General features: G+C 42.7%; 22 protein-coding genes. 21 read left to right on the top strand and 1 reads right to left on the bottom strand.

The annotated features are described in order from the left end of the window. The first annotated feature begins 41 nt into the window (after window positions 1–41). The 14 genes from lacA to proC all read left to right on the top strand — a co-directional run bounded on the left by lacA (window position 42) and on the right by proC (window position 13236). On the top strand, window positions 42–467 hold the full coding sequence (gene lacA, locus I2E70_RS03105; RefSeq protein WP_003007724.1) for a galactose-6-phosphate isomerase subunit LacA: 426 nt from the start codon (window positions 42–44) through the stop codon (window positions 465–467). A 16-nt stretch (window positions 468–483) separates the two neighbouring features. Further along, a complete protein-coding gene (lacB, locus tag I2E70_RS03100; RefSeq protein ID WP_003002763.1) occupies window positions 484–999 on the top strand; it encodes a galactose-6-phosphate isomerase subunit LacB in 516 nt (171 codons plus the stop codon). Between the two features lie 10 nt (window positions 1000–1009). Then, window positions 1010–1939, top strand: coding sequence for a tagatose-6-phosphate kinase (locus I2E70_RS03095; protein ID WP_195423369.1), 930 nt, complete (start codon window positions 1010–1012; stop codon window positions 1937–1939). 1 nt (window position 1940) lies between these two features. Beyond that, a complete protein-coding gene (gene lacD, locus I2E70_RS03090; RefSeq protein ID WP_070587281.1) occupies window positions 1941–2921 on the top strand; it encodes a tagatose-bisphosphate aldolase in 981 nt (326 codons plus the stop codon). Window positions 2922–3230: 309 nt separating this feature from the next. Continuing rightward, complete coding sequence (locus I2E70_RS03085) at window positions 3231–4064, top strand: PRD domain-containing protein (protein ID WP_195423368.1); 834 nt, start codon at window positions 3231–3233, stop codon at window positions 4062–4064. Between the two features lie 34 nt (window positions 4065–4098). Beyond that, entirely contained in the window at window positions 4099–4416 is a 318-nt protein-coding gene (locus I2E70_RS03080; protein WP_049498249.1) for a PTS lactose/cellobiose transporter subunit IIA, read from the top strand. Next, on the top strand, window positions 4416–6113 hold the full coding sequence (locus I2E70_RS03075; RefSeq protein WP_195423366.1) for a lactose-specific PTS transporter subunit EIIC: 1698 nt from the start codon (window positions 4416–4418) through the stop codon (window positions 6111–6113). Before I2E70_RS03080 ends, I2E70_RS03075 begins: the two co-directional genes overlap by 1 nt. An 87-nt stretch (window positions 6114–6200) precedes the next feature. After that, window positions 6201–7607 (top strand): 6-phospho-beta-galactosidase, encoded by a 1407-nt coding sequence (gene lacG / locus I2E70_RS03070; protein WP_247923354.1) that lies wholly within the window; start codon window positions 6201–6203, stop codon window positions 7605–7607. Between the two features lie 126 nt (window positions 7608–7733). Beyond that, window positions 7734–8636 (top strand): LysR family transcriptional regulator, encoded by a 903-nt coding sequence (locus I2E70_RS03065; RefSeq protein ID WP_003001728.1) that lies wholly within the window; start codon window positions 7734–7736, stop codon window positions 8634–8636. A gap of 3 nt (window positions 8637–8639) precedes the next feature. Next, complete coding sequence (gene lspA / locus I2E70_RS03060) at window positions 8640–9101, top strand: signal peptidase II (RefSeq protein ID WP_003001852.1); 462 nt, start codon at window positions 8640–8642, stop codon at window positions 9099–9101. Beyond that, window positions 9091–9981: an RluA family pseudouridine synthase gene (locus tag I2E70_RS03055; RefSeq protein WP_195423361.1), complete on the top strand. Its 891-nt coding sequence runs from the start codon at window positions 9091–9093 to the stop codon at window positions 9979–9981. The genes lspA and I2E70_RS03055 overlap by 11 nt, the downstream gene beginning before the upstream one ends. 74 nt (window positions 9982–10055) lie before the next feature. Next, complete coding sequence (gene proB, locus I2E70_RS03050) at window positions 10056–11165, top strand: glutamate 5-kinase (protein ID WP_195423359.1); 1110 nt, start codon at window positions 10056–10058, stop codon at window positions 11163–11165. A 10-nt stretch (window positions 11166–11175) separates the two neighbouring features. Further along, window positions 11176–12423: a glutamate-5-semialdehyde dehydrogenase gene (locus I2E70_RS03045; RefSeq protein ID WP_195423357.1), complete on the top strand. Its 1248-nt coding sequence runs from the start codon at window positions 11176–11178 to the stop codon at window positions 12421–12423. A 3-nt stretch (window positions 12424–12426) separates the two neighbouring features. Beyond that, a complete protein-coding gene (gene proC / locus I2E70_RS03040; RefSeq protein WP_195423355.1) occupies window positions 12427–13236 on the top strand; it encodes a pyrroline-5-carboxylate reductase in 810 nt (269 codons plus the stop codon). Window positions 13237–13694: 458 nt separating this feature from the next. On the opposite strand, the gene I2E70_RS03035 is transcribed toward proC, so the two are convergent. Then, window positions 13695–15218, bottom strand: a complete 1524-nt coding sequence (locus I2E70_RS03035; protein ID WP_195423353.1) for an ATP-binding cassette domain-containing protein — start codon at window positions 15216–15218, stop codon at window positions 13695–13697. A gap of 318 nt (window positions 15219–15536) precedes the next feature. On the opposite strand from I2E70_RS03035, the gene hemW reads away from it, so the two are divergent. From hemW to I2E70_RS03000, 7 genes are all read left to right on the top strand, one after another. After that, a complete protein-coding gene (hemW, locus tag I2E70_RS03030; RefSeq protein ID WP_195423351.1) occupies window positions 15537–16667 on the top strand; it encodes a radical SAM family heme chaperone HemW in 1131 nt (376 codons plus the stop codon). 3 nt (window positions 16668–16670) lie between these two features. After that, window positions 16671–17426, top strand: a complete 756-nt coding sequence (locus tag I2E70_RS03025; RefSeq protein ID WP_021153379.1) for an acyl-ACP thioesterase domain-containing protein — start codon at window positions 16671–16673, stop codon at window positions 17424–17426. After that, entirely contained in the window at window positions 17416–18102 is a 687-nt protein-coding gene (locus I2E70_RS03020) for a hypothetical protein (RefSeq protein ID WP_195423349.1), read from the top strand. The genes I2E70_RS03025 and I2E70_RS03020 overlap by 11 nt, the downstream gene beginning before the upstream one ends. Next, entirely contained in the window at window positions 18103–18873 is a 771-nt protein-coding gene (locus I2E70_RS03015; protein WP_049471932.1) for a TIGR01457 family HAD-type hydrolase, read from the top strand. Next, the gene (locus I2E70_RS03010; protein ID WP_049483833.1) at window positions 18866–19486 is read left to right on the top strand and encodes a TIGR01906 family membrane protein; all 621 of its coding nucleotides are present in this window, start codon (window positions 18866–18868) and stop codon (window positions 19484–19486) included. Before I2E70_RS03015 ends, I2E70_RS03010 begins: the two co-directional genes overlap by 8 nt. Further along, the gene (locus I2E70_RS03005; RefSeq protein WP_195423346.1) at window positions 19483–20466 is read left to right on the top strand and encodes a CPBP family intramembrane glutamic endopeptidase; all 984 of its coding nucleotides are present in this window, start codon (window positions 19483–19485) and stop codon (window positions 20464–20466) included. The genes I2E70_RS03010 and I2E70_RS03005 overlap by 4 nt, the downstream gene beginning before the upstream one ends. Before the next feature lie 133 nt (window positions 20467–20599). Next, window positions 20600–21007: a hypothetical protein gene (locus tag I2E70_RS03000; protein ID WP_003016198.1), complete on the top strand. Its 408-nt coding sequence runs from the start codon at window positions 20600–20602 to the stop codon at window positions 21005–21007. Window positions 21008–21120: the final 113 nt, after the last annotated feature.

Raw genomic sequence — 21120 nt, 5'->3', positions numbered from 1 at the left:
AACAGGAATATTTGCTGAAACAAACAAAAGGAGGACAGGAAATGTCTATTGTAATTGGTGCAGATGCTGCAGGATTAAGATTAAAAGATCTCGTGAAAGAGTTTCTTGTAAAAGAAAACTTTGATGTTGTAGATGTAACCGCTGAAGGTCAAGATTTTGTAGATGTGACACTTGCAGTTGCGAGCGAAGTGAACAAAAACGATCAAAATCTTGGAATCGTGATTGATGCTTATGGAGCTGGTCCATTTATGGTTGCGACTAAAATCAAAGGAATGGTGGCAGCAGAAGTTTCAGATGAACGTTCTGCTTATATGACACGTGGACACAACAATTCTCGAATGATTACCATGGGAGCTGAAATTGTTGGGGATGAATTGGCGAAAAACATTGCCAAAGGTTTCGTCAATGGTAAATACGACGGTGGCCGTCACCAAATCCGTGTTGATATGTTGAATAAGATGTGCTAATGAGAGGAGAATTCAAATGAGAATTGCAATTGGTTGTGATCACATTGTGACAAATGAAAAAATGGCTGTTTCTGATTTTTTGAAATCAAAAGGATACGAAGTGCTCGACTTTGGGACTTATGACCATACACGTACCCACTATCCAATCTTTGGTAAGAAAGTCGGTGAAGCCGTAGCAAGTGGCCAAGCAGATCTTGGTGTTTGTATCTGTGGTACTGGTGTTGGGATTAACAATGCTGTTAACAAAGTACCTGGTATCCGTTCTGCCTTGGTACGCGATATGACAACTGCTCTCTATGCAAAAGAAGAATTGAACGCAAATGTCATCGGGTTTGGTGGTAAAATTACTGGTGAATTGCTCATGTGCGATATCATTGAAGCATTCATCCACGCTGAATACAAACCAACTGAAGAAAATAAAAAATTGATCGCTAAGATCCAACATGTGGAAACCCATAATGCTCATCAAGCGGATGCTGATTTCTTTACAGAATTCCTTGAAAAATGGGACCGTGGTGAATACCACGACTAAGAGGTGACGTATGATATTAACGGTCACGCTGAACCCTTCGATTGATATTTCTTATCCTTTGGATGTACTCCAGTTGGATACAGTCAATCGTGTGGCTGAGGTGAGTAAGACAGCTGGTGGGAAAGGTCTCAATGTTACCCGTGTACTTTCTGAGATTAAGGATCCAGTGGCAGCGACTGGCCTACTTGGTGGTCGAACGGGGCAATTCATTCTCGATCATTTAGGAGAAGGAATAGAGGAACGTTTCTTTGAAATTGCTGGAGATACACGTAATTGTATCGCCATCCTTCACGAAGGCAAGCAAACAGAAATCTTAGAAAAAGGTCCAACCATTTCTGAGAAAGAAGGGCAAGACTTTGTCGACCATTATCGTCACTTGGTTGAACAAGTAGAGGTTGTAGCCATCTCTGGAAGTCTTCCTGCTGGTTTACCAGCGGACTACTATGCTAGCCTTGTCAAGGTTGCAAGGGAAGCTGGGAAACCAGTCGTACTCGATTGCTCGGGAGCTTCTTTAGAAGCTGCCATTCAAGCAGCTGTTAAGCCTACGGTCATTAAACCAAACAATGAAGAATTATCACAGTTGTTAGGAAAAGAAGTGAGTAAGAATGTGGAAGACTTAAAAGAAGTTCTTCAGGATGCTCTCTTTGATGGCATCGAATGGGTGATAGTCTCTCTTGGAGCAAATGGCGCTTTTGCGAAGCACGGGGATGTCTTCTATAAGGTAGATATTCCTAAGATTGATGTCGTCAATCCAGTCGGATCTGGTGATTCGACTGTTGCAGGGATTGCATCTGGTCTCTATCATCATGAGAGTGACGCAGACTTGCTCAAGAAAGCAAATGTTCTTGGAATGTTAAATGCGCAAGAAGCACAAACAGGACATGTCAACATGGGGCACTATGATGCCTTGTATCAACAATTAATCGTAAAAGAGGTATAAAATGGTATTAACAGAACAAAAACGCAACTATTTGGAACGTCTTAGTACAAAAGACGGTGTTATTTCAGCTTTGGCCTTCGACCAACGTGGGGCTTTGAAACGCTTGATGGCCAAATACCAAGACACTGAGCCAACTGTAGCACAAATGGAAGAATTGAAAGTTCTTGTGGCAGATGAATTGACAAAATATGCTTCATCTATGTTGTTGGACCCAGAATATGGTTTGCCTGCTACGAAAGCCTTGGATAAAGATGCTGGGCTCTTGCTTGCATACGAAAAAACAGGTTACGATACATCTAGCACCAAACGCTTGCCCGACTGCTTGAACCTTTGGTCAGCAAAACGCATCAAAGAACAAGGTGCAGATGCTGTGAAATTCTTGCTCTACTATGATGTAGATAGTGCAGAAGAACTCAACCAAGAAAAACAAGCTTATATCGAACGCATCGGTTCAGAATGTGTGGCAGAAGACATTCCGTTCTTCCTTGAAATCTTGGCTTATGACGAAGGAATTGCAGATGCAACCTCTGCTGAATATGCAAAAGTGAAACCTCGTAAAGTCATTGAAGCTATGAAAGTCTTCTCAGATCCTCGTTTCAATATCGATGTATTGAAAGTAGAAGTTCCTGTCAATGTCAACTACGTGGAAGGATTTGGAGAAGGTGAAGTTGTCTATAGTCGTGAAGAAGCGGCTGCCTTCTTTAAAGAACAAGAAGAAGCAACTAACCTTCCATACATCTACCTCAGTGCTGGTGTATCAGCAAAACTCTTCCAAGAAACTTTGGAATTTGCTCATGAATCAGGTGCTAACTTCAACGGTGTTCTTTGTGGACGTGCGACATGGGCAGGTTCAGTAGAAGCTTACATCAAAGATGGAGAAGCAGCTGCTCGTGAATGGCTTCGTACAGAAGGTCGTCAAAATATTGAAGAATTGAATGCGGTCTTGGCTAAAGTGGCAACACCTTGGACAGAACGCGTGTAAGAAACAAATCGTTATTGCCTCCTAAAGCAACATTTAGAACATTGGAAGGAAGAAATTCCTTCCAATGTTCTTCATTATATTTAGGCTTTGTTTATTTTTTATAAAAAAATGTTTAAAAATTTTCGCTGTAAGGGTTTACAAAATAAAAAACTTATGATAGAATAAGTCCATAAGTTAAATAGCAGTGAGCGTTACTAAGTTAGATTAGGCGTGACCACAAGTAGATGAACAATTAGTGTATGCTAGTTTTTTCAGTTGCTTCGTGGTCATTTTTATTTGCTTTTAACAAATTTTACAAAGGAGAGCCTCATGTATCGTATTATCCATCCAATGAACAATAATGTTGCTTTGGTTCAAAATGAACTACAACAAGAGTTGATTGTTATTGGGAGTGGGATTGCTTTTGGGAAAAAGAAAAATGATCTAGTAGCTGATGATAAGGTAGAAAAAGTATTTCGTTTAAATACGGATGAGTCAAGAGAAAACTTTATGGCCCTTCTAAAGGATGTTCCTCTTGATTTCATTACAACCACTTATGAAGTGATTGATACCTTGTCTAAGAAATATGCCTATCCTGTTCAAGAATATATCTATGTGACATTAACAGATCACATCTTTTGTTCTTACCAGGCAGTTCATCAGGGAAGATATAAACACAGTGACCTTCCTGATGCGTCTGCTATGCATCCGATTCCCTATAAAATCGCAAAAGAAGCGATTGAGATCTTTCGAAAGCGGCTCTTGGATCAATTTCCTGACGATGAAGTAAATCGCATTGCTTATCATTTCATTAATGCACAAGGGGAAATGATTCATGAGCAAGATCCAGATGTCCAGGACCGACAAGTTATTTTGAAAGCTGTAGAAGAAAAACTAGCTCAAAATGGCTTGAAACGGAAAGAAGAGAACAGTCATTTCTACGATCGCTTTATGATCCATCTCAATTATTTCCTTGACTCCCTAGATAAGGGAAGAGAGGATCCTGAAGGCTTGAGCGAGATGGAACAACTGATCCAGCTAAGTTATCCAAAGGCTTATGAGATTAGTCATCAGATCTACCAAACCATCGCTGAACAGACCGGAGCTAAAATATCTCCTAATGAAAAAGTCTATTTAGCCCTTCATATTCAACGTCTATTATAAAAATTTTCAAAAGGTATCATAAGGAGGAACCAACATGAATAAAGAAGAAGTCCAATTACTTGGGTTTGAAATTGTCGCTTATGCCGGTGACGCTCGATCAAAATTAATAGAAGCATTAAAAGCTGCTGAAAATGGTGATTTTGCGAAAGCAGAATCCTTAGTAGAAGAAGCAGGGTCCTGTATCGCTGAGGCTCACAAATCTCAAACGACCATGCTAGCGCAAGAAGCTGCAGGAGAAGAAATCCCCTATAGCATCACCATGATGCATGGTCAAGACCATCTCATGACAACGATCTTATTAAAAGACGTGATTCACCATCTGATTGAACTATATAAAAGAGGAGCAAAATAATGAATAAACTGATTGAACTAATTGAAAAAGGGAAACCTTTCTTTGAAAAGATTTCTCGTAATAAATATTTGCGAGCGATTCGGGATGGTTTCATTGCAGGGATGCCTGTGATCCTCTTCTCATCTATCTTCATCCTAATTGCGTATGTACCAAACGCTTGGGGGTTCCATTGGTCTAAAGATATTGAAACTTTATTGATGACTCCATATAGCTATTCTATGGGCATCTTGGCCTTCTTCGTTGGTGGGACAACGGCTAAGGCTTTGACAGATTCAATGAACCGTGACCTCCCAGCAACCAACCAAATAAACTTCATTTCAACAATGTTGGCTTCTATGGTTGGCTTCTTGCTCATGGCTGCTGAACCTGTTAAAGAAGGCGGATTCTTAACAGCATTCATGGGGACTAAAGGGTTGTTAACAGCCTTTATTGCTGCATTCATTACTGTTAATGTTTACAAAGTCTGTGTGAAAAACAATGTGACCATCCGCATGCCGGACGAGGTTCCACCAAATATTTCACAAGTATTTAAAGACTTGATTCCATTTACATTATCAGTTGTACTCTTGTACGCACTTGAATTAGTTGTTAAAGCAAGCCTTCATGTAACGGTTGCTGAATCAATCGGTACCCTTCTTGCTCCTCTATTCTCAGCAGCAGACGGTTATGTTGGTATTACGATTATTTTCGGTGCCTTTGCATTCTTCTGGTTTATTGGTATCCATGGCCCATCTATCGTTGAGCCTGCGATTGCAGCGATTACTTATGCCAATGCTGAAGTCAACTTGAACCTTCTCCAACAAGGTATGCACGCTGATAAGATCCTTACATCTGGTACACAAATGTTCATCGTCACTATGGGTGGTACAGGAGCAACTCTTGTGGTTCCATTCATGTTTATGTGGTTGTGTAAATCGAAACGAAATCGTGCTATTGGACGCGCTTCAGTAGTTCCTACATTCTTTGGTGTAAACGAACCAATCTTGTTTGGTGCACCGCTTGTTTTGAACCCAATCTTCTTTATCCCATTCATCTTTGCACCAATTGCAAACGTATGGATCTTTAAGTTCTTTATTGAAACACTTGGCATGAACTCATTTACTGCCAACCTTCCATGGACTACACCAGGACCTCTTGGTATTGTTCTTGGTACAAACTTCCAGTTCTTATCATTCGCTCTTGCAGCATTGTTAATTGTAGTAGATATTGTTATCTACTATCCATTCCTCAAGGTTTATGATGAACAAATTCTTGAAGAAGAACGTTCAGGTAAAACTAATGATGAATTAAAAGAAAAGGTAGCTGCAAACTTTAACACTGCAAAAGCAGATGCTATTCTTGAAAAAGCTGGAGTAGATTCAGCACAAAATACAATTACTGAAGAAACAAACGTCCTCGTTCTTTGTGCTGGTGGAGGAACAAGTGGTCTTCTTGCCAATGCTTTGAATAAAGCCGCAGAAGAGTATAAAGTTCCAGTTAAAGCTGCAGCAGGTGGCTATGGAGCCCACCGTGAAATGTTGCCAGAATTTGACCTTGTTATCTTGGCGCCTCAGGTTGCTTCCAACTTCGAAGATATGAAGGCTGAAACAGATAAACTGGGCATCAAATTGGCTAAGACTGAAGGAGCTCAATACATCAAGTTGACTCGTGATGGTAAAGGCGCTCTCGCATTCGTTCAGGCGCAATTTGAAGAATAAGAACTAAAAAGTGAGATGGAGATGGATGGCTCACTAACTCCTCTCCCCTCACTTTTCATTTTATCCAATCAAGAAATAGGTGAAAAAATGACAAAAACACTTCCTAAAGATTTTATTTTTGGTGGGGCAACGGCTGCCTATCAAGCAGAAGGAGCTACGCATACAGATGGTAAAGGTCCTGTTGCCTGGGACAAATACTTAGCAGACAACTATTGGTATACTGCTGAACCAGCAAGTGATTTCTACCATAAATATCCAGTAGATTTACAGTTGGCGGAAGAATATGGCGTAAACGGAATTCGTATTTCTATTGCTTGGTCACGTATTTTCCCAACTGGCTATGGTGAAGTAAATCCAAAAGGGGTAGAATTCTATCATAAGTTATTTGCAGAATGTCATAAACGTCATGTAGAACCATTCGTAACTCTTCACCACTTTGATAGTCCGGAAGCTCTTCACTCAAACGGAGACTTCTTGAATCGTGAAAATATCGAACACTTCGTAGATTATGCTGCCTTCTGTTTTGAAGAGTTCCCAGAAGTCAACTACTGGACAACCTTCAATGAAATTGGCCCAATCGGTGATGGTCAATACTTAGTCGGTAAATTCCCACCAGGCATTCAGTATGATCTTGCCAAAGTGTTCCAATCACACCACAATATGATGGTTTCTCATGCGCGTGCTGTGAAATTGTATAAAGACAAAGGGTATGAAGGTGAAATTGGAGTTGTTCACGCCCTTCCAACTAAATATCCATTGGATCCTAAAAATCCTGCAGACGTTCGGGCTGCTGAGTTGGAAGATATCATCCACAACAAATTTATCTTGGATGCTACTTACCTTGGTCACTATTCAGATGCAACCATGGAAGGGGTAAATCACATCTTATCCGTTAATGGTGGCGAGTTGGATCTTCGAGACGAAGACTTTGTGGCACTTGAAGCAGCTAAAGATTTGAACGACTTCCTTGGAATCAACTACTACATGAGTGACTGGATGGAAGCCTTTGATGGTGAAACTGAAATCATTCATAATGGTAAAGGGGAGAAAGGAAGCTCTAAATACCAAATCAAAGGTGTTGGACGTCGTGTGGCTCCTGACTATGTACCTCGTACGGACTGGGACTGGATCATCTATCCGCAAGGCTTGTATGACCAAATCATGCGCGTCAAGAAAGATTATCCAAACTACAAGAAGATCTACATCACTGAAAACGGACTGGGATACAAAGATGAGTTTGTGGACAACACTGTTTATGACGATGGCCGGATTGATTATGTGAAACAACACTTGGAAGTCTTGTCTGATGCGATTGCCGATGGTGCAAACGTCAAGGGCTACTTCATCTGGTCATTAATGGATGTCTTCTCATGGTCAAATGGTTATGAAAAACGCTATGGTCTCTTCTATGTTGATTTCGATACACAAGAACGTTATCCTAAGAAATCGGCTCATTGGTACAAGAAATTAGCTGAAACTCAAGTGATTGAATAAGTATCAACTGGAACTGTTTTAGTTCCAGTTTTTTATTTTCACTTGATGAAGGTCTCTTAAACGCATCTCTTCTTTCAGCCCCTAATTTATGGTATAATAGATCGATACTGTAGTAAGGAAAATAGAATGAATATACAACAATTACGATATGTAGTGGCGATTGCCAATAGTGGTACTTTTCGTGAGGCTGCTGAAAAAATGTATGTGAGTCAGCCGAGCTTGTCCATCTCCGTCAGAGATCTGGAAAAAGAATTGGGCTTTAAGATTTTTCGTCGGACCAGTTCTGGGACTTTTTTGACCCGTCGGGGAATGGAATTTTATGAAAAAGCGCAGGATGTGGTCAAAGGGTTTGATATTTTTCAAAATCAATATGCCAGTCCTGAAGAAGAGAAGAAAGAATTCTCTATTTCTAGTCAACACTATGACTTCTTGCCGCCTTTGATGACGGAATTTTCGATCCGCTATCCGGAAAATAAAAACTTCCGCATTTTTGAGTCAACGACAGTTCAAATTTTGGATGAAGTGGCTCAAGGGCATAGTGAGTTGGGGATTATTTATCTCAACCGTCAAAATACCAAGGGGATTATGCAACGGGTCGATAAATTAGGGCTTGAAGTGGTGGATTTGATTCCTTTTCAGACTCATATTTACCTTCGCAAGGGACACCCTCTGGCTAAGAAGAAAAAACTGGTCATGGAAGATCTAGCTCAATTGCCAACTGTTCGCTTTACCCAAGAAAAAGATGAGTACCTCTATTATTCAGAGAACTTTGTCGATACCAGTTCGAGCTCCCAAATGTTTAATGTAACCGACCGGGCTACCTTGAATGGGATCTTGGAGCGGACAGATGCTTATGCGACAGGATCAGGCTTTTTAGATAGCCAGTCAGTGAATGGCATAACCGTGATTCCTTTAGAAGACAACTTGGACAATAAAATGGTCTATGTCAAACGCGAAGAGATGGATCTCTCTCCTGTAGCAGAGAAGTTTGTCGAGGTCATGGTAGAGTATTTTGATCAAAAGAGGTAAGAAATGAAGAGAAAAACAATGGTTCCGGTAGCAATCGTGCTATTGGTCCTACTGGATCAGTTGGTCAAATGGTATGTAGTCAAGAACATTCCACTGGGTGTCGTTAAGTCGTTTATTCCCCATGTGGTCAGCCTGACCTATCTTCAAAACACAGGTGCAGCTTTTTCGCTTCTTGAAAATCAGCAATGGTTCTTTACCCTCATCACTCTAGTCGTGATGGTGGGGGCCTTTTACTATCTTTATAAGCACCTCAAGGGGTCGCTTTGGATGGTGACGGGCTTGACCTTGGTGATTGCAGGTGGCTTGGGGAATTTTATCGATCGCCTGCGTCAAGGCTTTGTGGTCGATATGTTCCACCTGGATTTTATGAATTTTGCCATTTTTAATGTAGCAGATAGTTATTTGACAGTTGGAGTTTTCTTGCTCCTGATCCTGATGTTGAAAGAGGAAACGCATGGAAATTAAAATCGAAGTAGCCGGTGCGCGACTGGATAAGGTTTTGGCGGATTTGACTCCCTTGTCACGAGCTGTAGCCAATGAGCAGATCAAAGAAGGAAAAGTTCTGGTCAATGGAACTGTGAAAAAAGCTAAGTATACGGTCAAAGAAGGAGACATCATCCAGTATGAAGTCCCAGAAGTGGAAGAGGTCAGCTATGACGCAGAAGATCTGCCCTTAGACATCGTTTATGAGGACCAGGATGTTGTGGTGGTCAATAAGCCTCAAGGCATGGTCGTTCACCCAAGTGCGGGTCATACCAGCGGGACCTTGGTCAATGCCCTTTTATACCATGTCAAGGACCTTTCAGGGATCAATGGGGAATTGCGTCCAGGGATCGTTCACCGGATTGACAAAGACACGTCAGGCCTCTTGATGGTCGCAAAAAATGACCAAGCCCACGTCGCCTTAGCAGAGGAACTAAAAGACAAAAAATCTCTCCGGAAGTATTGGGCCATTGTCCATGGCAATCTTCCTAACGATCGGGGCATGATCGAAGCACCAATTGGTCGCAGTGAAAAGGACCGGAAAAAACAAGCGGTGACGGCTAAAGGAAAACCTGCAGTGACCCGTTTTCAAGTCTTGGAACGCTTTGGAAATTACACCTTGGTAGAGTTGCAACTGGAGACTGGTCGCACCCACCAAATTCGGGTGCACATGGCCTATATTGGCCATCCAGTAGCCGGAGATCCTGCTTATGGACCTAAGAAAACACTCAAAGGACAAGGACAGTTTCTTCATGCGCGGACACTTGGTTTTACCCACCCTCGCACAGGAGAGACTTTGGAATTTACAGCAGAAGTGCCAGCGATCTTTGAGAAAACGCTGGAAGACCTTCGAAAAGGATAATGAAGAATGGCTGAATGGAGATTCAGTCACTTTCATTACATACGAAATAAATAGTATTAGAAAGTATCATAGAGATGAAAGCAAAACGAATCGTCTTTAAAGTAGGGACCTCGTCTTTGACCAATCCCAATGGGAGTCTCTCCAGACAGAAGGTCAAGGTCATTACCCAGCAGTTGGCTCTCTTACACGAATCGGGCCATGAGTTGATCTTGGTCTCATCAGGGGCGGTTGCTGCTGGGTTTGGTGCCCTTGGTTTTAAGAAACGGCCGACTAAGGTGGCAGACAAGCAAGCCTCTGCGGCAGTTGGTCAAGGTTTATTGATGGAAGAATATACCTCTAATCTTCTTTTACGCAACATTGTTTCTGCACAAATTTTATTAACCCAGGATGACTTTGCGGATCAACGTCGCTATAAGAATGCCCACCAGGCCCTTTCTGTCCTACTCAACCGTGGGGCCATTCCGATTATCAATGAAAATGATACGGTCTCTATCGCTGAGCTAAAAGTTGGTGACAATGATACCTTGAGTGCGCAGGTTGCGGCCATGGCCCAAGCGGATCTTTTGGTGCTGTTGACGGATGTCGATGGCCTCTATACAGCCAATCCTTCTCAGGATCCAACAGCCAAGCGTTTGGAGCGGATTGATCACATTTCTCGCGAGATGATCGAGATGGCTGGAGGTGCGGGTAGTAGCAATGGAACTGGCGGAATGCTGACCAAACTCAAGGCAGCGACCCTGGCGACAGAGTCTGGGGTTCCTGTCTATATTTGCTCATCTCTCAAGCCTGATGCCTTGATCGAAGCGGCGCAAAAGCAAGCAGATGGCAGTTACTTCCTTGCAGAGGACAAGGGGTTAAAAAACCAGAAGCAATGGCTAGCCTTTTATGCAGAAAGTAAAGGAGCTCTTTGGGTGGATGCTGGAGCTGCTGAGGCCTTGTTGCAATACGGAAAGAGCTTATTAATATCTGGTGTGACCAAGGCAGAAGGGGATTTTTCTTATCAAGACATCGTCAGCGTCTATCATCAAGAGTCAGGACAATTACTAGGGAAAGGGAAAGTTCGTCTCGGCCAGTCGGCTGTGCGCGATATGCTCCAATCTAAAAAAGCCAAGGGAATCCTCATCCACCGTGATGATTGGATCTCGGTAACTCCTGAGATTGACATACTCTTTACAGAATTCTAAAGGAAAATGTATGGAAACAACACAAGAACAATTAGCCTTAGCGAGATTGGCTAAGAAAAGTATCAATACGGCCAGTACAGCTCTTAAAAATCAGGCCTTAGAAGCTATGGCCAGCCAACTTCTGAAAGCGACGGAAGCCATTTTAGCAGCCAATCAAATCGATATGGAAGCAGCACGCGGGAAGATCTCTGAAGTCATGCTCGATCGTCTATTTCTTGATCAAGAGCGGATTGAAGGGATGGCACAAGGTATCCGTGCTTTAATCGATCTGCTAGATCCGATTGGGGAAGTGCTGGATACTGAAGTTTTAGATAATGGCCTTGAAATCCAGAAAGTTCGAGTCGCTATGGGCGTCATTGGGATCATTTATGAAATCCGTCCAAATGTAACGTCAGACGCTGCAGCGCTTGCCATCAAGAGTGGAAATGCAGTGATTCTTCGTACTGGAAGGGATGCCTTTCATTCTGCCCAAGCGATCGTGACCGCTCTTAAGGCTGGATTGGGAGAAGCTGGACTCAATCCAGACCTTCTCCAATTGATCCAAGATACGAGTCGAGCTTCTAGCCTTGCTATGATGAAGGCTAAGGGCTACCTGGACTTGCTTATTCCACGAGGTGGTGCTGGCTTGATCCAAGCAGTGGTTGAAAATGCCATTGTCCCCGTGATCGAGACAGGAACTGGAATTGTTCATGTCTATGTGGACAAGGATGCTGATTTCCAGAAAGCCCTAGCCATTATTGAAAATGCCAAGACCAGTCGCCCCTCTGTCTGCAATGCCATGGAGGTCTTGCTGGTCGATCAAGCGATCGCGTCTGATTTCTTGACCTTGGTCAAAGAGCGCTTAGTGGATGAGCAGGAAAGATCGGTTGAGTTGCGTCTAGATGAGGACGCACAGGCTATCATTTCGGGGACAGCAGCGCAGGAGCAGGATTTTGATACCGAATTTTTAGATTATATATTAGCAGTAAAGGTTGTTGATGGAGTCGATGAAGCGGTAGGCCACATAGAAGCTCATAGTACCCATCATTCGGATGCCATTGTGACTGAAAATCCTGAGACAGCAGCTTATTTTACCAAGCAAGTAGATTCAGCAGCCGTTTATGTCAATGCTTCTACCCGCTTTACAGACGGAGGTCAATTTGGCCTAGGTTGTGAAATGGGGATCTCGACCCAAAAACTCCATGCGCGGGGACCAATGGGACTGCGGGAGATGACTAGTTACAAGTATATCGTCAGTGGAAATGGTCAAGTGAGGTAAGTCATGAAAGTAGCATTTATTGGACTAGGAAACATGGGGACTAGTCTAGCCAAAGCAGTCGCAAAAGAAGTGGCTAGCACAGACCTGCTCTTGGTCAACCGTTCCCCTCAAAAGGTGGAAGAGTTTATCAGCCAGTATGGGGGAACGGCGTCTGGGCTTGAAGAGGCTTTTAAAGAGGCTGAAGTGATCTTTTTAGGTGTCAAACCCTATCAGATTTGCCCTTTACTTGAAGAGTACCAGGACATTTTGGGCCAACGTTCCAATCTCCTCTTGGTGTCTATGGCAGCAGGTCTGGAACTGGAGCAAATGGCAAGTGTAGTTAAAAATGAGCGGGTGGGGCTCATCCGCATCATGCCTAATACGCCCGTAGCCATTGGTCAAGGTGTCATCAGTCTGACCCGCGCCCAAGCAGTGATAGATCAGCAAGTAGCCCAGGTCAACCAGCTCTTAGCAGGAGCAGGGGCCCTCTACGAAATCGAAGAAAATTTGATGGATCCTGCAACTGCTGTTGCAGGCTGTGGTCCAGCCTTTGTCTATCAGATGATCGAGGCCATGGCAGATGCAGGGGTTGCCATGGGATTGCCACGTAGTCAGTCTCTTCAGATGGCGGCTCAGACTTTCAAAGGGGCCGCCAGTATGGTCTTGGAGACGGGGCAACATCCTGGAAGCTTGAAGGATGCAGTTTGTAGCCCAGGTGGCTCTACCATCGCAGGAGTCAATCGCTTAGAAAAAGTTGGCCTGCGGGGCGACATTATTGCAGGTGTGGAAGCGGCCTACAAACGCACCCAAGAAATGGGACAAGAGGCAGGGTGAAATTAGATAAAATAATTGGTCAAAACCAAGCTTGTAGAACGTTGACGAACTGTTCTTTTATACAAATCTAACAAATTCAGAGTTATCCAATCCTCTATTGAAACTTTTCGCCGTGAGAAAAGTGCCTGAAACTTAATGGTTTCAAGCACTCGGGAGTTTTGAGAGTAAAACAGTTCGGGGAACTGTTTTAGCCTGAGCCTAAAAATTGAAAAGCGAAGGGGTTCAAAACGAATTGAACACGGGCTGCGGATTGTGTCAAAAAGATAAGTTCTCCTAGAATCTAAAGATTCTGCGTCAAACTTCCTATTTTGACTTTATCCGCAGACGCCCTCTGTATCTTGATTTAGTCATGGAACTTCTATGAAGTTCGCTGACGTCCGTTCTCGCCTAAGGAAAGTTTCTAAGAGGACTTTATTTTAAATGTAAAAGATTGGTTTTTTGGCCGATCTTTTTTTACGTTAGAGCGACTCTATCTCTACGAAGCCATTTTCCGTCAGACGATAGATTTTTTGGCAGACTTCTTTGAGGAAGGTCCGATCGTGGGAGACTGTAACCAGTCCGCCTGGGTAGTCTGCGAATAGGTGACGAATTTCTGGTTGGGAAGTGGGGGAAAAATTACGAGTAGGCTCGTCCAAGAGCAGAAACTGGGGACTTGTGAGTACTAATTGAAGGAGGAAGAGTTTTCCTTGCTGGCCACCAGAAAGTTCAAAGATAGGATGATGCATTTCAGAATAAGTAAAGTTGAGGGAGGCTAAATGCAATTGAATGGTGTTGATTTCTTCGCGATCACCTGAATGCTGTAGAAATTGAACCGGTGTCTGAGTCAGAGGGAGGCCTTCAGTGTAATCTTGAGGCATATAGGCAGTACGGATGCTCTCATTCTTCCGTAAGATCTCCCAGATCTTTTTTAGGAAAGTGGATTTCCCAACACCGTTGGAACCGATAATCCCTATCTTATCCTGCCCTTGAAGTGTGAGGGAGAGGTTCTTGACCAGGACACGATCCCCAATTGCAAGCTCTTCTTGATCTAAGAGAATGACACGTTTTTGAGGAGACAAGGGAGTGAGGGGAGGGAAATGCAGATTGATGATTTCCTCATCATAGGGTTGGGAAGTCATGGCTTGGAATTCTCGCTCGTAGCGCTTTTCTTGTGAGAGGAGGGACTTCATTTTCTTTGCCAGGAGACGTCCGGCAGTGCTATCCTTGGTGTTTCGTAAGGAAGTTTCGACTCGCTGACGGACGCGACGATGCTTCTCCATTGTTTTTCGGTAGGTTCGTTGATCGTTGGCCGCTTGCTGAGACTGTTGCTTAAATTGTTGTTCCCTCTGGCTACTGTAGTCTTGATAGCCTAGGTGCTCTACGATGGTTTCAGCTTCTTTGCGGTGTTTGATCTGTCTGAGGTGAATGATCGTATCAGCCGTCTGAGTCAAAAAATCCTCATGATGGGAAATAAATATGATGGTTTGGGGACTCGTTTGGATCATCTGCTGGAGCCAATCCAAGGTCTCCAAATCCAGATCATTTGAAGGTTCATCTAAAAATAGCAATTCATGAGGACAACAAAGTTCGTGAAGCAGTTGGACTTTGAGGGCTTCTCCTCCAGATAGACTTCCGATAGCTTGATCGCTTGCAAAGCGCTCGCTATTAAAATGCAATTGATCAGCCAATCTGTAGAGGCTGGCATAGTCTAGCTCGTCCTCTCCAAAAAAATAATCTTCCAAGGTTTTTCCCTTCAAAGCTTCCGGTAAAGTTTGGGGAATATAGGCATAGGAGTGAAAGGAAGTGGTGATTTCTCCTTCTATGGTCAGATAATCTGGTAGAGATTTTGGGGACATGAGGACCTGAAGTAAGGAAGATTTTCCATTCCCTTCTTCGCCAATAATGGCAACTTTTTCTCCTTCATGAATGGTTAGGGACAGATCACGAACCAGATCGCGTAAATCTTTTGTATGTCGGATAGTGAGGTGGGATAGTTTTAGCATAAGATTCCTTTCTACTGGGACAAAAAACAGCTCTACCTATTTAGTAGAGCTGTATTCATGTGGAACCCAAGCAGAAAAAAACCTTATTTAGCCAACAAATGGTTGGAGAATAGGCGAGAGGGTACACAAAAAGAGATAGAACAAGCAGTCCACTAAATAAAGTATTTTATTTAACGAAACTTAGTTGTTCATATCTCCTTACCTCCGAATATGATTAGATTTATTCTATTCCTTTTATTCGTTAATGTCAAGGAATTCCTTGCTTCTTATTCCCTTTTCTTTTCGGACTCGGGGGGATTTTATGGTATAATTAAAGATATGCATACAAAACCAACGTCCGCTTACGTCCACATCCCATTTTGTACCCAGATTTGTTTTTATTGTGATTTTTCGAAGGTCTTTATTAAGAACCAACCAGTCGATGCTTATTTGGATCATTTGATCCAAGAATTTCGTCGGGAAGAAATCACACACTTACGGACTCTCTATATTGGGGGTGGGACACCGACAGCCTTATCTGCAGATCAGCTAGCCTATCTGCTCAAGGAACTGACCAAGTCGCTTGATCTGTCTCAGATGGAAGAGCTGACGATCGAGGCCAATCCTGGTGATTTGGATCCGGATAAGATTGCGGTCTTGAAGGATTCGCCAGTTAATCGGGTTTCATTGGGCGTGCAGACCTTTGATAATCGCTTGCTCAAGAAGATTGGTCGAAGTCACCAAGAGCAGGACATTTATGACAATATCGACCGTCTGAAGCTGGCTGGTTTTGACAATATTTCGATCGACCTCATCTATGCGCTTCCGACACAAACCATGGACCAGGTCAAAGAGAATGTTGCTAAGGCTCGTGCCCTTGACATTCCCCACATGAGTCTTTATAGCTTGATTCTGGAGAATCACACGGTCTTTATGAATCGCATGAGACGGGGCAAGCTTCCTCTACCAAAAGAGGAGTTAGAAGCGGAGATGTTTGAATACATCATTCAGGAGTTGGAGCGTGCGGGCTTTGAGCATTATGAAATTTCTAATTTCTCCAAGCCTGGTTTTGAAAGTCGACATAATCTCATGTATTGGGACAATGCTGAGTATTATGGTCTGGGAGCTGGAGCATCCGGCTATGTCGATGGGATTCGCTACAAGAATCATGGCCCCATTCGTCACTATATGCAGGCTGTCGAAGAGGGAAATGCGCGTGTCCAAGAAGAGTATCTGACTCAGACAGAAATGATGGAAGAAGAGATGTTTCTAGGACTACGTAAGAAAACAGGCGTTTCCAAGAAGCGTTTTGAAGAGAAGTTTGGTGTGAATTTTGACCAACAATATGGACCAGTGGTTGAGGAATTGACCCAGCAGGGCCTTTTAGTACCTGACAAGGACATTGTACGAATGACCAAGAAAGGTCTCTTTTTAGGAGACACTGTAGCAGAGAAGTTTATTTTGGAGTAGAAAATGGCAAAAACATTTGAATACAGCATGAAAATTCCGTTTGATATGAGCGATGTCAATGGTTATATTAAGATTCCCCAATTGATCTTGCTGTCTTTACAGGTATCGGGCATGCAATCGATTGAGCTGGGTATGAGTGATATGTACATTTTAGAGAACTACAATCTAGTCTGGATTATCACGGATTACAATATGAAGATCGAGCGTCTCCCTGTTTTTGATGAGAAAATCACTATCGAAACCTATGCCAAGAGTCACAATCGACTTTTCTGCTACCGGGCCTTTAATATCAAGGATGAAGCAGGAAATACTATCATTGAGATGGTCGCGACCTTTGTCTTGATGGATCGTGATACACGCAAGGTTCATCCTGTTATGAGTGAAATCACGGATGCCTTTGACTCTGAATTTTCAAAAACCATGCTCCGTGGTCCCCGTTTCAAAGAATTAGAAGGCGGCGTCGAACAAGAATACCGGGTTCGGTTTTACGACTTGGATATGAACGGACATGTCAACAATAGCAAGTACTTGGACTGGGTTTTTGAGGTGATGGGAGCAGACTTCTTGACCCATCATATCCCTAAAAAAGTTCATCTAAAATATGTCAAAGAAGTGCTAGCAGGAGGTCTCATCACCTCTCAATATGAACAAGAGGGCTTGAAAACTCAGCACCAAATTACTTCAGATAGTCAGATCAATGCCCAAGCTGAAATTGAGTGGGAAGAAGTAGAAGAAAAGGGTTGGAATTATGGAAAGTAGAAGATTAAAAAATAAAAAACAGGAACTTGAAAGCTATCAAAAACGGGTTGTGGCCTATGCCAAGCGTCAAAAGAACCCTTTGTACATGTTGGGAGATTGGCTCTTGACTCTTTGTGCTTTGGGCATCATCCTGGTAGAGGAAATTTATAAATTTTTCCGCTATCGCTTGAATTTAGAGAGTTTTAATCGCTTTTTAAGAGAAGATATACGCTGGTATCGGGTCTGGATCCATTTCACCTTGGCCTTTCTTTTACCGGTCATGATCTTCTCGATTGGGATTACTAGCCAATCAGGATCCTTCTGGTCCAATTTCTATCACCGCTTGTCTCAAGGCGTGCTCTTTAGCACAACAGTCAGCCTCGCTGCGACCTTAGTGACGGATTTTGTCGAGAATTTGCAACCAGAAACTAAGTCTGACGGGAAAAATCGGAGCACTAAACGCACGGTTTATCAAATCAGTGTGGATCAGGCAACCGTGATAGGCTTGTTATTGACCATTGTCATCCTCATGGTAGCATCCTTCTTGTTCACCCAATCGGGAAGTCAAGGGATTAATTTTACAGGTTTGGTGTTACAATTTGTCCTCTATGCTGGAGCCTTGCTCTTATATGGTTCTGGTGGACGAGTCGATGCAGAGAAGTTACATGAAGAAGCTGACACAGAAAGGGAAGAATAAATGCACTATAAGGGCTATTTGATTGATTTGGATGGCACTATTTACAAAGGAAAATCACGAATTCCTGCAGGAGAAGCTTTTGTTCATGAACTGCAGGCGCGTGAGATTCCCTATCTCTTTGTGACCAACAATACAACCCGCACACCAGAGACTGTTCGGGATATGCTGGCCACTCATTTCAATATTGAAACCCCAGTTTCGACTATCTATACAGCTACCCTTGCGACCATTGACTACATGAATGACCAAAATTTGGGCAAAAAGGTCTATGTGATCGGAGAAGCGGGGCTCAAAGATGCTATTGAAGAAGCTGGCTATATCATCGATGAAGAAGCACCTAATTATGTCGTGATTGGCCTCGATTGGCAAGTGGATTATGAGAAGTTTGCTAAAGCAACCTTGGCGATTCAAAAGGGAGCACACTTTATCGGGACCAATCCGGACCTGAATATCCCGACGGAGCGTGGCTTGCTGCCAGGTGCAGGATCCTTGATTGCTCTTGTCGAAGCAGCAACACGGGTGGAGCCTGTGATTATTGGAAAACCAAAGGCCATCATCATGGATAAGGCTATTGAACACTTGGGTCTTGAAAGAGAAGAAGTCGTAATGGTCGGGGACAATTATCTAACAGATATTCGTGCAGGTATTGACAATGGGATTCCAACCCTTTTGGTGACGACAGGTTTTACCAAACCAGAAGAAGTGCCGACCTTACCAATTGCACCGACACATGTTGTTTCCAGTCTAGCGGAGTGGGATTTTGATGCTTAAAAGTCTGAAATCAATCAACCAATTTTTCTTTATCTTGTCAGCTACGATCCTTCTCACCATTGCTCTGGCTTGGGTCCTCTATCCTATGGAGATTCATTGGTTGGGGATTCAAAGCCGAACTGGTTTTTCGGCTTCAGTCATCATGAAGAATTTTAATGTCTTGATGAACTACTTGACCAATCCTTTTCAATGGGTGTTGAAGATGCCTCAATTCCCCTCTTCAAAAAATGGCTTGCACCATTTTGAGGCCGTCAAGTACCTGTTTCATTTGGTGACGGTCGTTTTCTTGGTGACTCTACCTGGTTTTATCCAGTTTATGCGGACAGTCGTTAAAAAAGGTTACCTGGCCTTGTACCGAAGTCTCTTCTTTTGGATGATGGTTTTACCAGTAGTGCTTGCAGTGATGACTGTTATAATTGGCTTTGATCAATTCTTTACGCTCTTTCATCAGGTCTTATTTGCTGGGGACAATACTTGGCTCTTTGATCCGCGCGTGGATTCGATTATTCTTGCATTACCAGAAGACTACTTTATGCATGCCTTTTTGATTTTCTTTGTCTTATACGAAGGAGTCTGTGCGAGTTTTTATCTATTTTCTAGGAGGAAGAAATGAACCAATATAACAGATTATTAGACCCTAAAAAAGATATAGGAAGGTATTCTGGGACACTTGCCATTTATCTCTTGGTAATGACCTTAGTAACCGTCCTGTGGGAAGTCCTCTTAGGCTTAACCCTAGCAGGCTCTCTCAGAAAAGATCCAAGTCAAGTAACGGAGAAACTAAACGCCCTGAATGTTTGGGCTGGTATTCCCTACCTCATCTCTATTTCCATTGGACTCTTTCTTTTTAATGCCTATCGCAAGAAGGCCCTTTATAAATATGATCTTAAGCATAAGGGACGTAAGATGACACTTTCAGTCTTCTTTATTCTTCTCGCCTTTCTTGGCTTTTCTCAAGTCTTTTCATCTGTGATGACACAAGTGATTGAGCGCATGTTTGAGACCATTGGCCTTCATTCTCCAACACCAGATCTAGGAGATACGATTGAGCGATCTTGGACTATGCTCTTGTATGCTGGCTTTTTTGGTCCTATCACAGAGGAATTCTTCTTCCGTGGGGCTGGCTTGCGAGGCTTGGAACGGTATGGCAAAATCTTTGCCATTGTCATGACGGCTATTTTATTCGGCCTCTTCCATGCCAATTTTGACCAGCTCTTTTTTGCAAGTATCATTGGTCTAGGATTTGGCTACATTGCTTTTGAATACAATATCTGGTGGGCGATTTTCTATCACATATTCAACAACTTTGTCATTTCCCAAGGTTTGCATTATGTGGCCTATCATGTGGATGAAGGATTAGCGAATTGGCTCCAAATCGGCGTTTTAGCCATTGGTTCCATTGTCATGATAGTGGTTCTTGCGACTAAATGGCCAGCTATCAAGGCTTATATTCAGGCCAATAAACCACAGCCGGGAGTTTTCCAGCGTGCCCTCGCTTCCTTCTGGTTCTGGTTCTTCGTGCTATTCACTATCCTGATGTCTATTGTTCCTTATGTGATTCCGCTCTTCCAGATGGCTAATCTCAAAGGATAAAGATTATCGATTGCTAGTAAAGGGGGATCCTTTTAGATCTCTCTTTTTTGCTATAATAGAGAAAGTAGAAATGCAAAATTTGAACATGAAAATAACACAACTTAAAAGATTAAAAATGGAGTAATGACTACTGATGAAAAATAAATCTAAAAAATGGAAATGGTTTCTATTGATAATCCCTGCACTGATGATTTTAGGGATTATCAGGATTAACCTTGATGAGATGAAATCAAAAGATGGAATATACTATCTGACAGTAAAAAATGAATCTACTAAAACGGCCTCCCTAGATAAAACATCATGGATAAAAATAGACGGAGAGCAGATCACCATAAAGGAAGGTAGTTCAGAGCATACTTACTCATATGACCCTGAAAATGAAGAATTTACAAGAGATTCAGAGAAGTATTCTTGTATGATATATGATGGACTTTTAACTCTTTCAGGAGATCAGCCACAAAAGGAATTACCTGAATATGTCAGTCCAGATAGCAGTTGGTATTCAGCATACGAAAAAGGGCAAGTGAAGATAAAGGATTGAGGATGAGGGTCTGATATATCATTTAAAAATTATTTTTAACTTGGTGAAGGTGGATAACAATAATACAAACATACTAGAGAGAGGCTAACCCCTCCCTTTTTTGCTATAATAGA

The sequence above is a fragment of the Streptococcus parasanguinis genome (genome assembly GCF_015556095.1).
GTDB classification, from domain to species: Bacteria; Bacillota; Bacilli; order Lactobacillales; family Streptococcaceae; genus Streptococcus; species Streptococcus parasanguinis_Q.
Note: the sequence above shows the minus strand (reverse complement) of the source record. Positions and strands in the feature narration are given on the sequence as shown.

What these genes read in the sequence shown, in the direction of transcription:
- lacA (WP_003007724.1), top strand. Translation starts at nt 42, where the DNA reads ATGTCTATTGTAATTGGTGCAGATGCTGCAGGATTAAGATTAAAAGAT.
- lacB (WP_003002763.1), top strand. Translation starts at nt 484, where the DNA reads ATGAGAATTGCAATTGGTTGTGATCACATTGTGACAAATGAAAAAATG.
- I2E70_RS03095 (WP_195423369.1), top strand. Translation starts at nt 1,010, where the DNA reads ATGATATTAACGGTCACGCTGAACCCTTCGATTGATATTTCTTATCCT.
- lacD (WP_070587281.1), top strand. Translation starts at nt 1,941, where the DNA reads ATGGTATTAACAGAACAAAAACGCAACTATTTGGAACGTCTTAGTACA.
- I2E70_RS03085 (WP_195423368.1), top strand. Translation starts at nt 3,231, where the DNA reads ATGTATCGTATTATCCATCCAATGAACAATAATGTTGCTTTGGTTCAA.
- I2E70_RS03080 (WP_049498249.1), top strand. Translation starts at nt 4,099, where the DNA reads ATGAATAAAGAAGAAGTCCAATTACTTGGGTTTGAAATTGTCGCTTAT.
- I2E70_RS03075 (WP_195423366.1), top strand. Translation starts at nt 4,416, where the DNA reads ATGAATAAACTGATTGAACTAATTGAAAAAGGGAAACCTTTCTTTGAA.
- lacG (WP_247923354.1), top strand. Translation starts at nt 6,201, where the DNA reads ATGACAAAAACACTTCCTAAAGATTTTATTTTTGGTGGGGCAACGGCT.
- I2E70_RS03065 (WP_003001728.1), top strand. Translation starts at nt 7,734, where the DNA reads ATGAATATACAACAATTACGATATGTAGTGGCGATTGCCAATAGTGGT.
- lspA (WP_003001852.1), top strand. Translation starts at nt 8,640, where the DNA reads ATGAAGAGAAAAACAATGGTTCCGGTAGCAATCGTGCTATTGGTCCTA.
- I2E70_RS03055 (WP_195423361.1), top strand. Translation starts at nt 9,091, where the DNA reads ATGGAAATTAAAATCGAAGTAGCCGGTGCGCGACTGGATAAGGTTTTG.
- proB (WP_195423359.1), top strand. Translation starts at nt 10,056, where the DNA reads ATGAAAGCAAAACGAATCGTCTTTAAAGTAGGGACCTCGTCTTTGACC.
- I2E70_RS03045 (WP_195423357.1), top strand. Translation starts at nt 11,176, where the DNA reads ATGGAAACAACACAAGAACAATTAGCCTTAGCGAGATTGGCTAAGAAA.
- proC (WP_195423355.1), top strand. Translation starts at nt 12,427, where the DNA reads ATGAAAGTAGCATTTATTGGACTAGGAAACATGGGGACTAGTCTAGCC.
- I2E70_RS03035 (WP_195423353.1), bottom strand. Translation starts at nt 15,218, where the DNA reads ATGCTAAAACTATCCCACCTCACTATCCGACATACAAAAGATTTACGC.
- hemW (WP_195423351.1), top strand. Translation starts at nt 15,537, where the DNA reads ATGCATACAAAACCAACGTCCGCTTACGTCCACATCCCATTTTGTACC.
- I2E70_RS03025 (WP_021153379.1), top strand. Translation starts at nt 16,671, where the DNA reads ATGGCAAAAACATTTGAATACAGCATGAAAATTCCGTTTGATATGAGC.
- I2E70_RS03020 (WP_195423349.1), top strand. Translation starts at nt 17,416, where the DNA reads ATGGAAAGTAGAAGATTAAAAAATAAAAAACAGGAACTTGAAAGCTAT.
- I2E70_RS03015 (WP_049471932.1), top strand. Translation starts at nt 18,103, where the DNA reads ATGCACTATAAGGGCTATTTGATTGATTTGGATGGCACTATTTACAAA.
- I2E70_RS03010 (WP_049483833.1), top strand. Translation starts at nt 18,866, where the DNA reads ATGCTTAAAAGTCTGAAATCAATCAACCAATTTTTCTTTATCTTGTCA.
- I2E70_RS03005 (WP_195423346.1), top strand. Translation starts at nt 19,483, where the DNA reads ATGAACCAATATAACAGATTATTAGACCCTAAAAAAGATATAGGAAGG.
- I2E70_RS03000 (WP_003016198.1), top strand. Translation starts at nt 20,600, where the DNA reads ATGAAAAATAAATCTAAAAAATGGAAATGGTTTCTATTGATAATCCCT.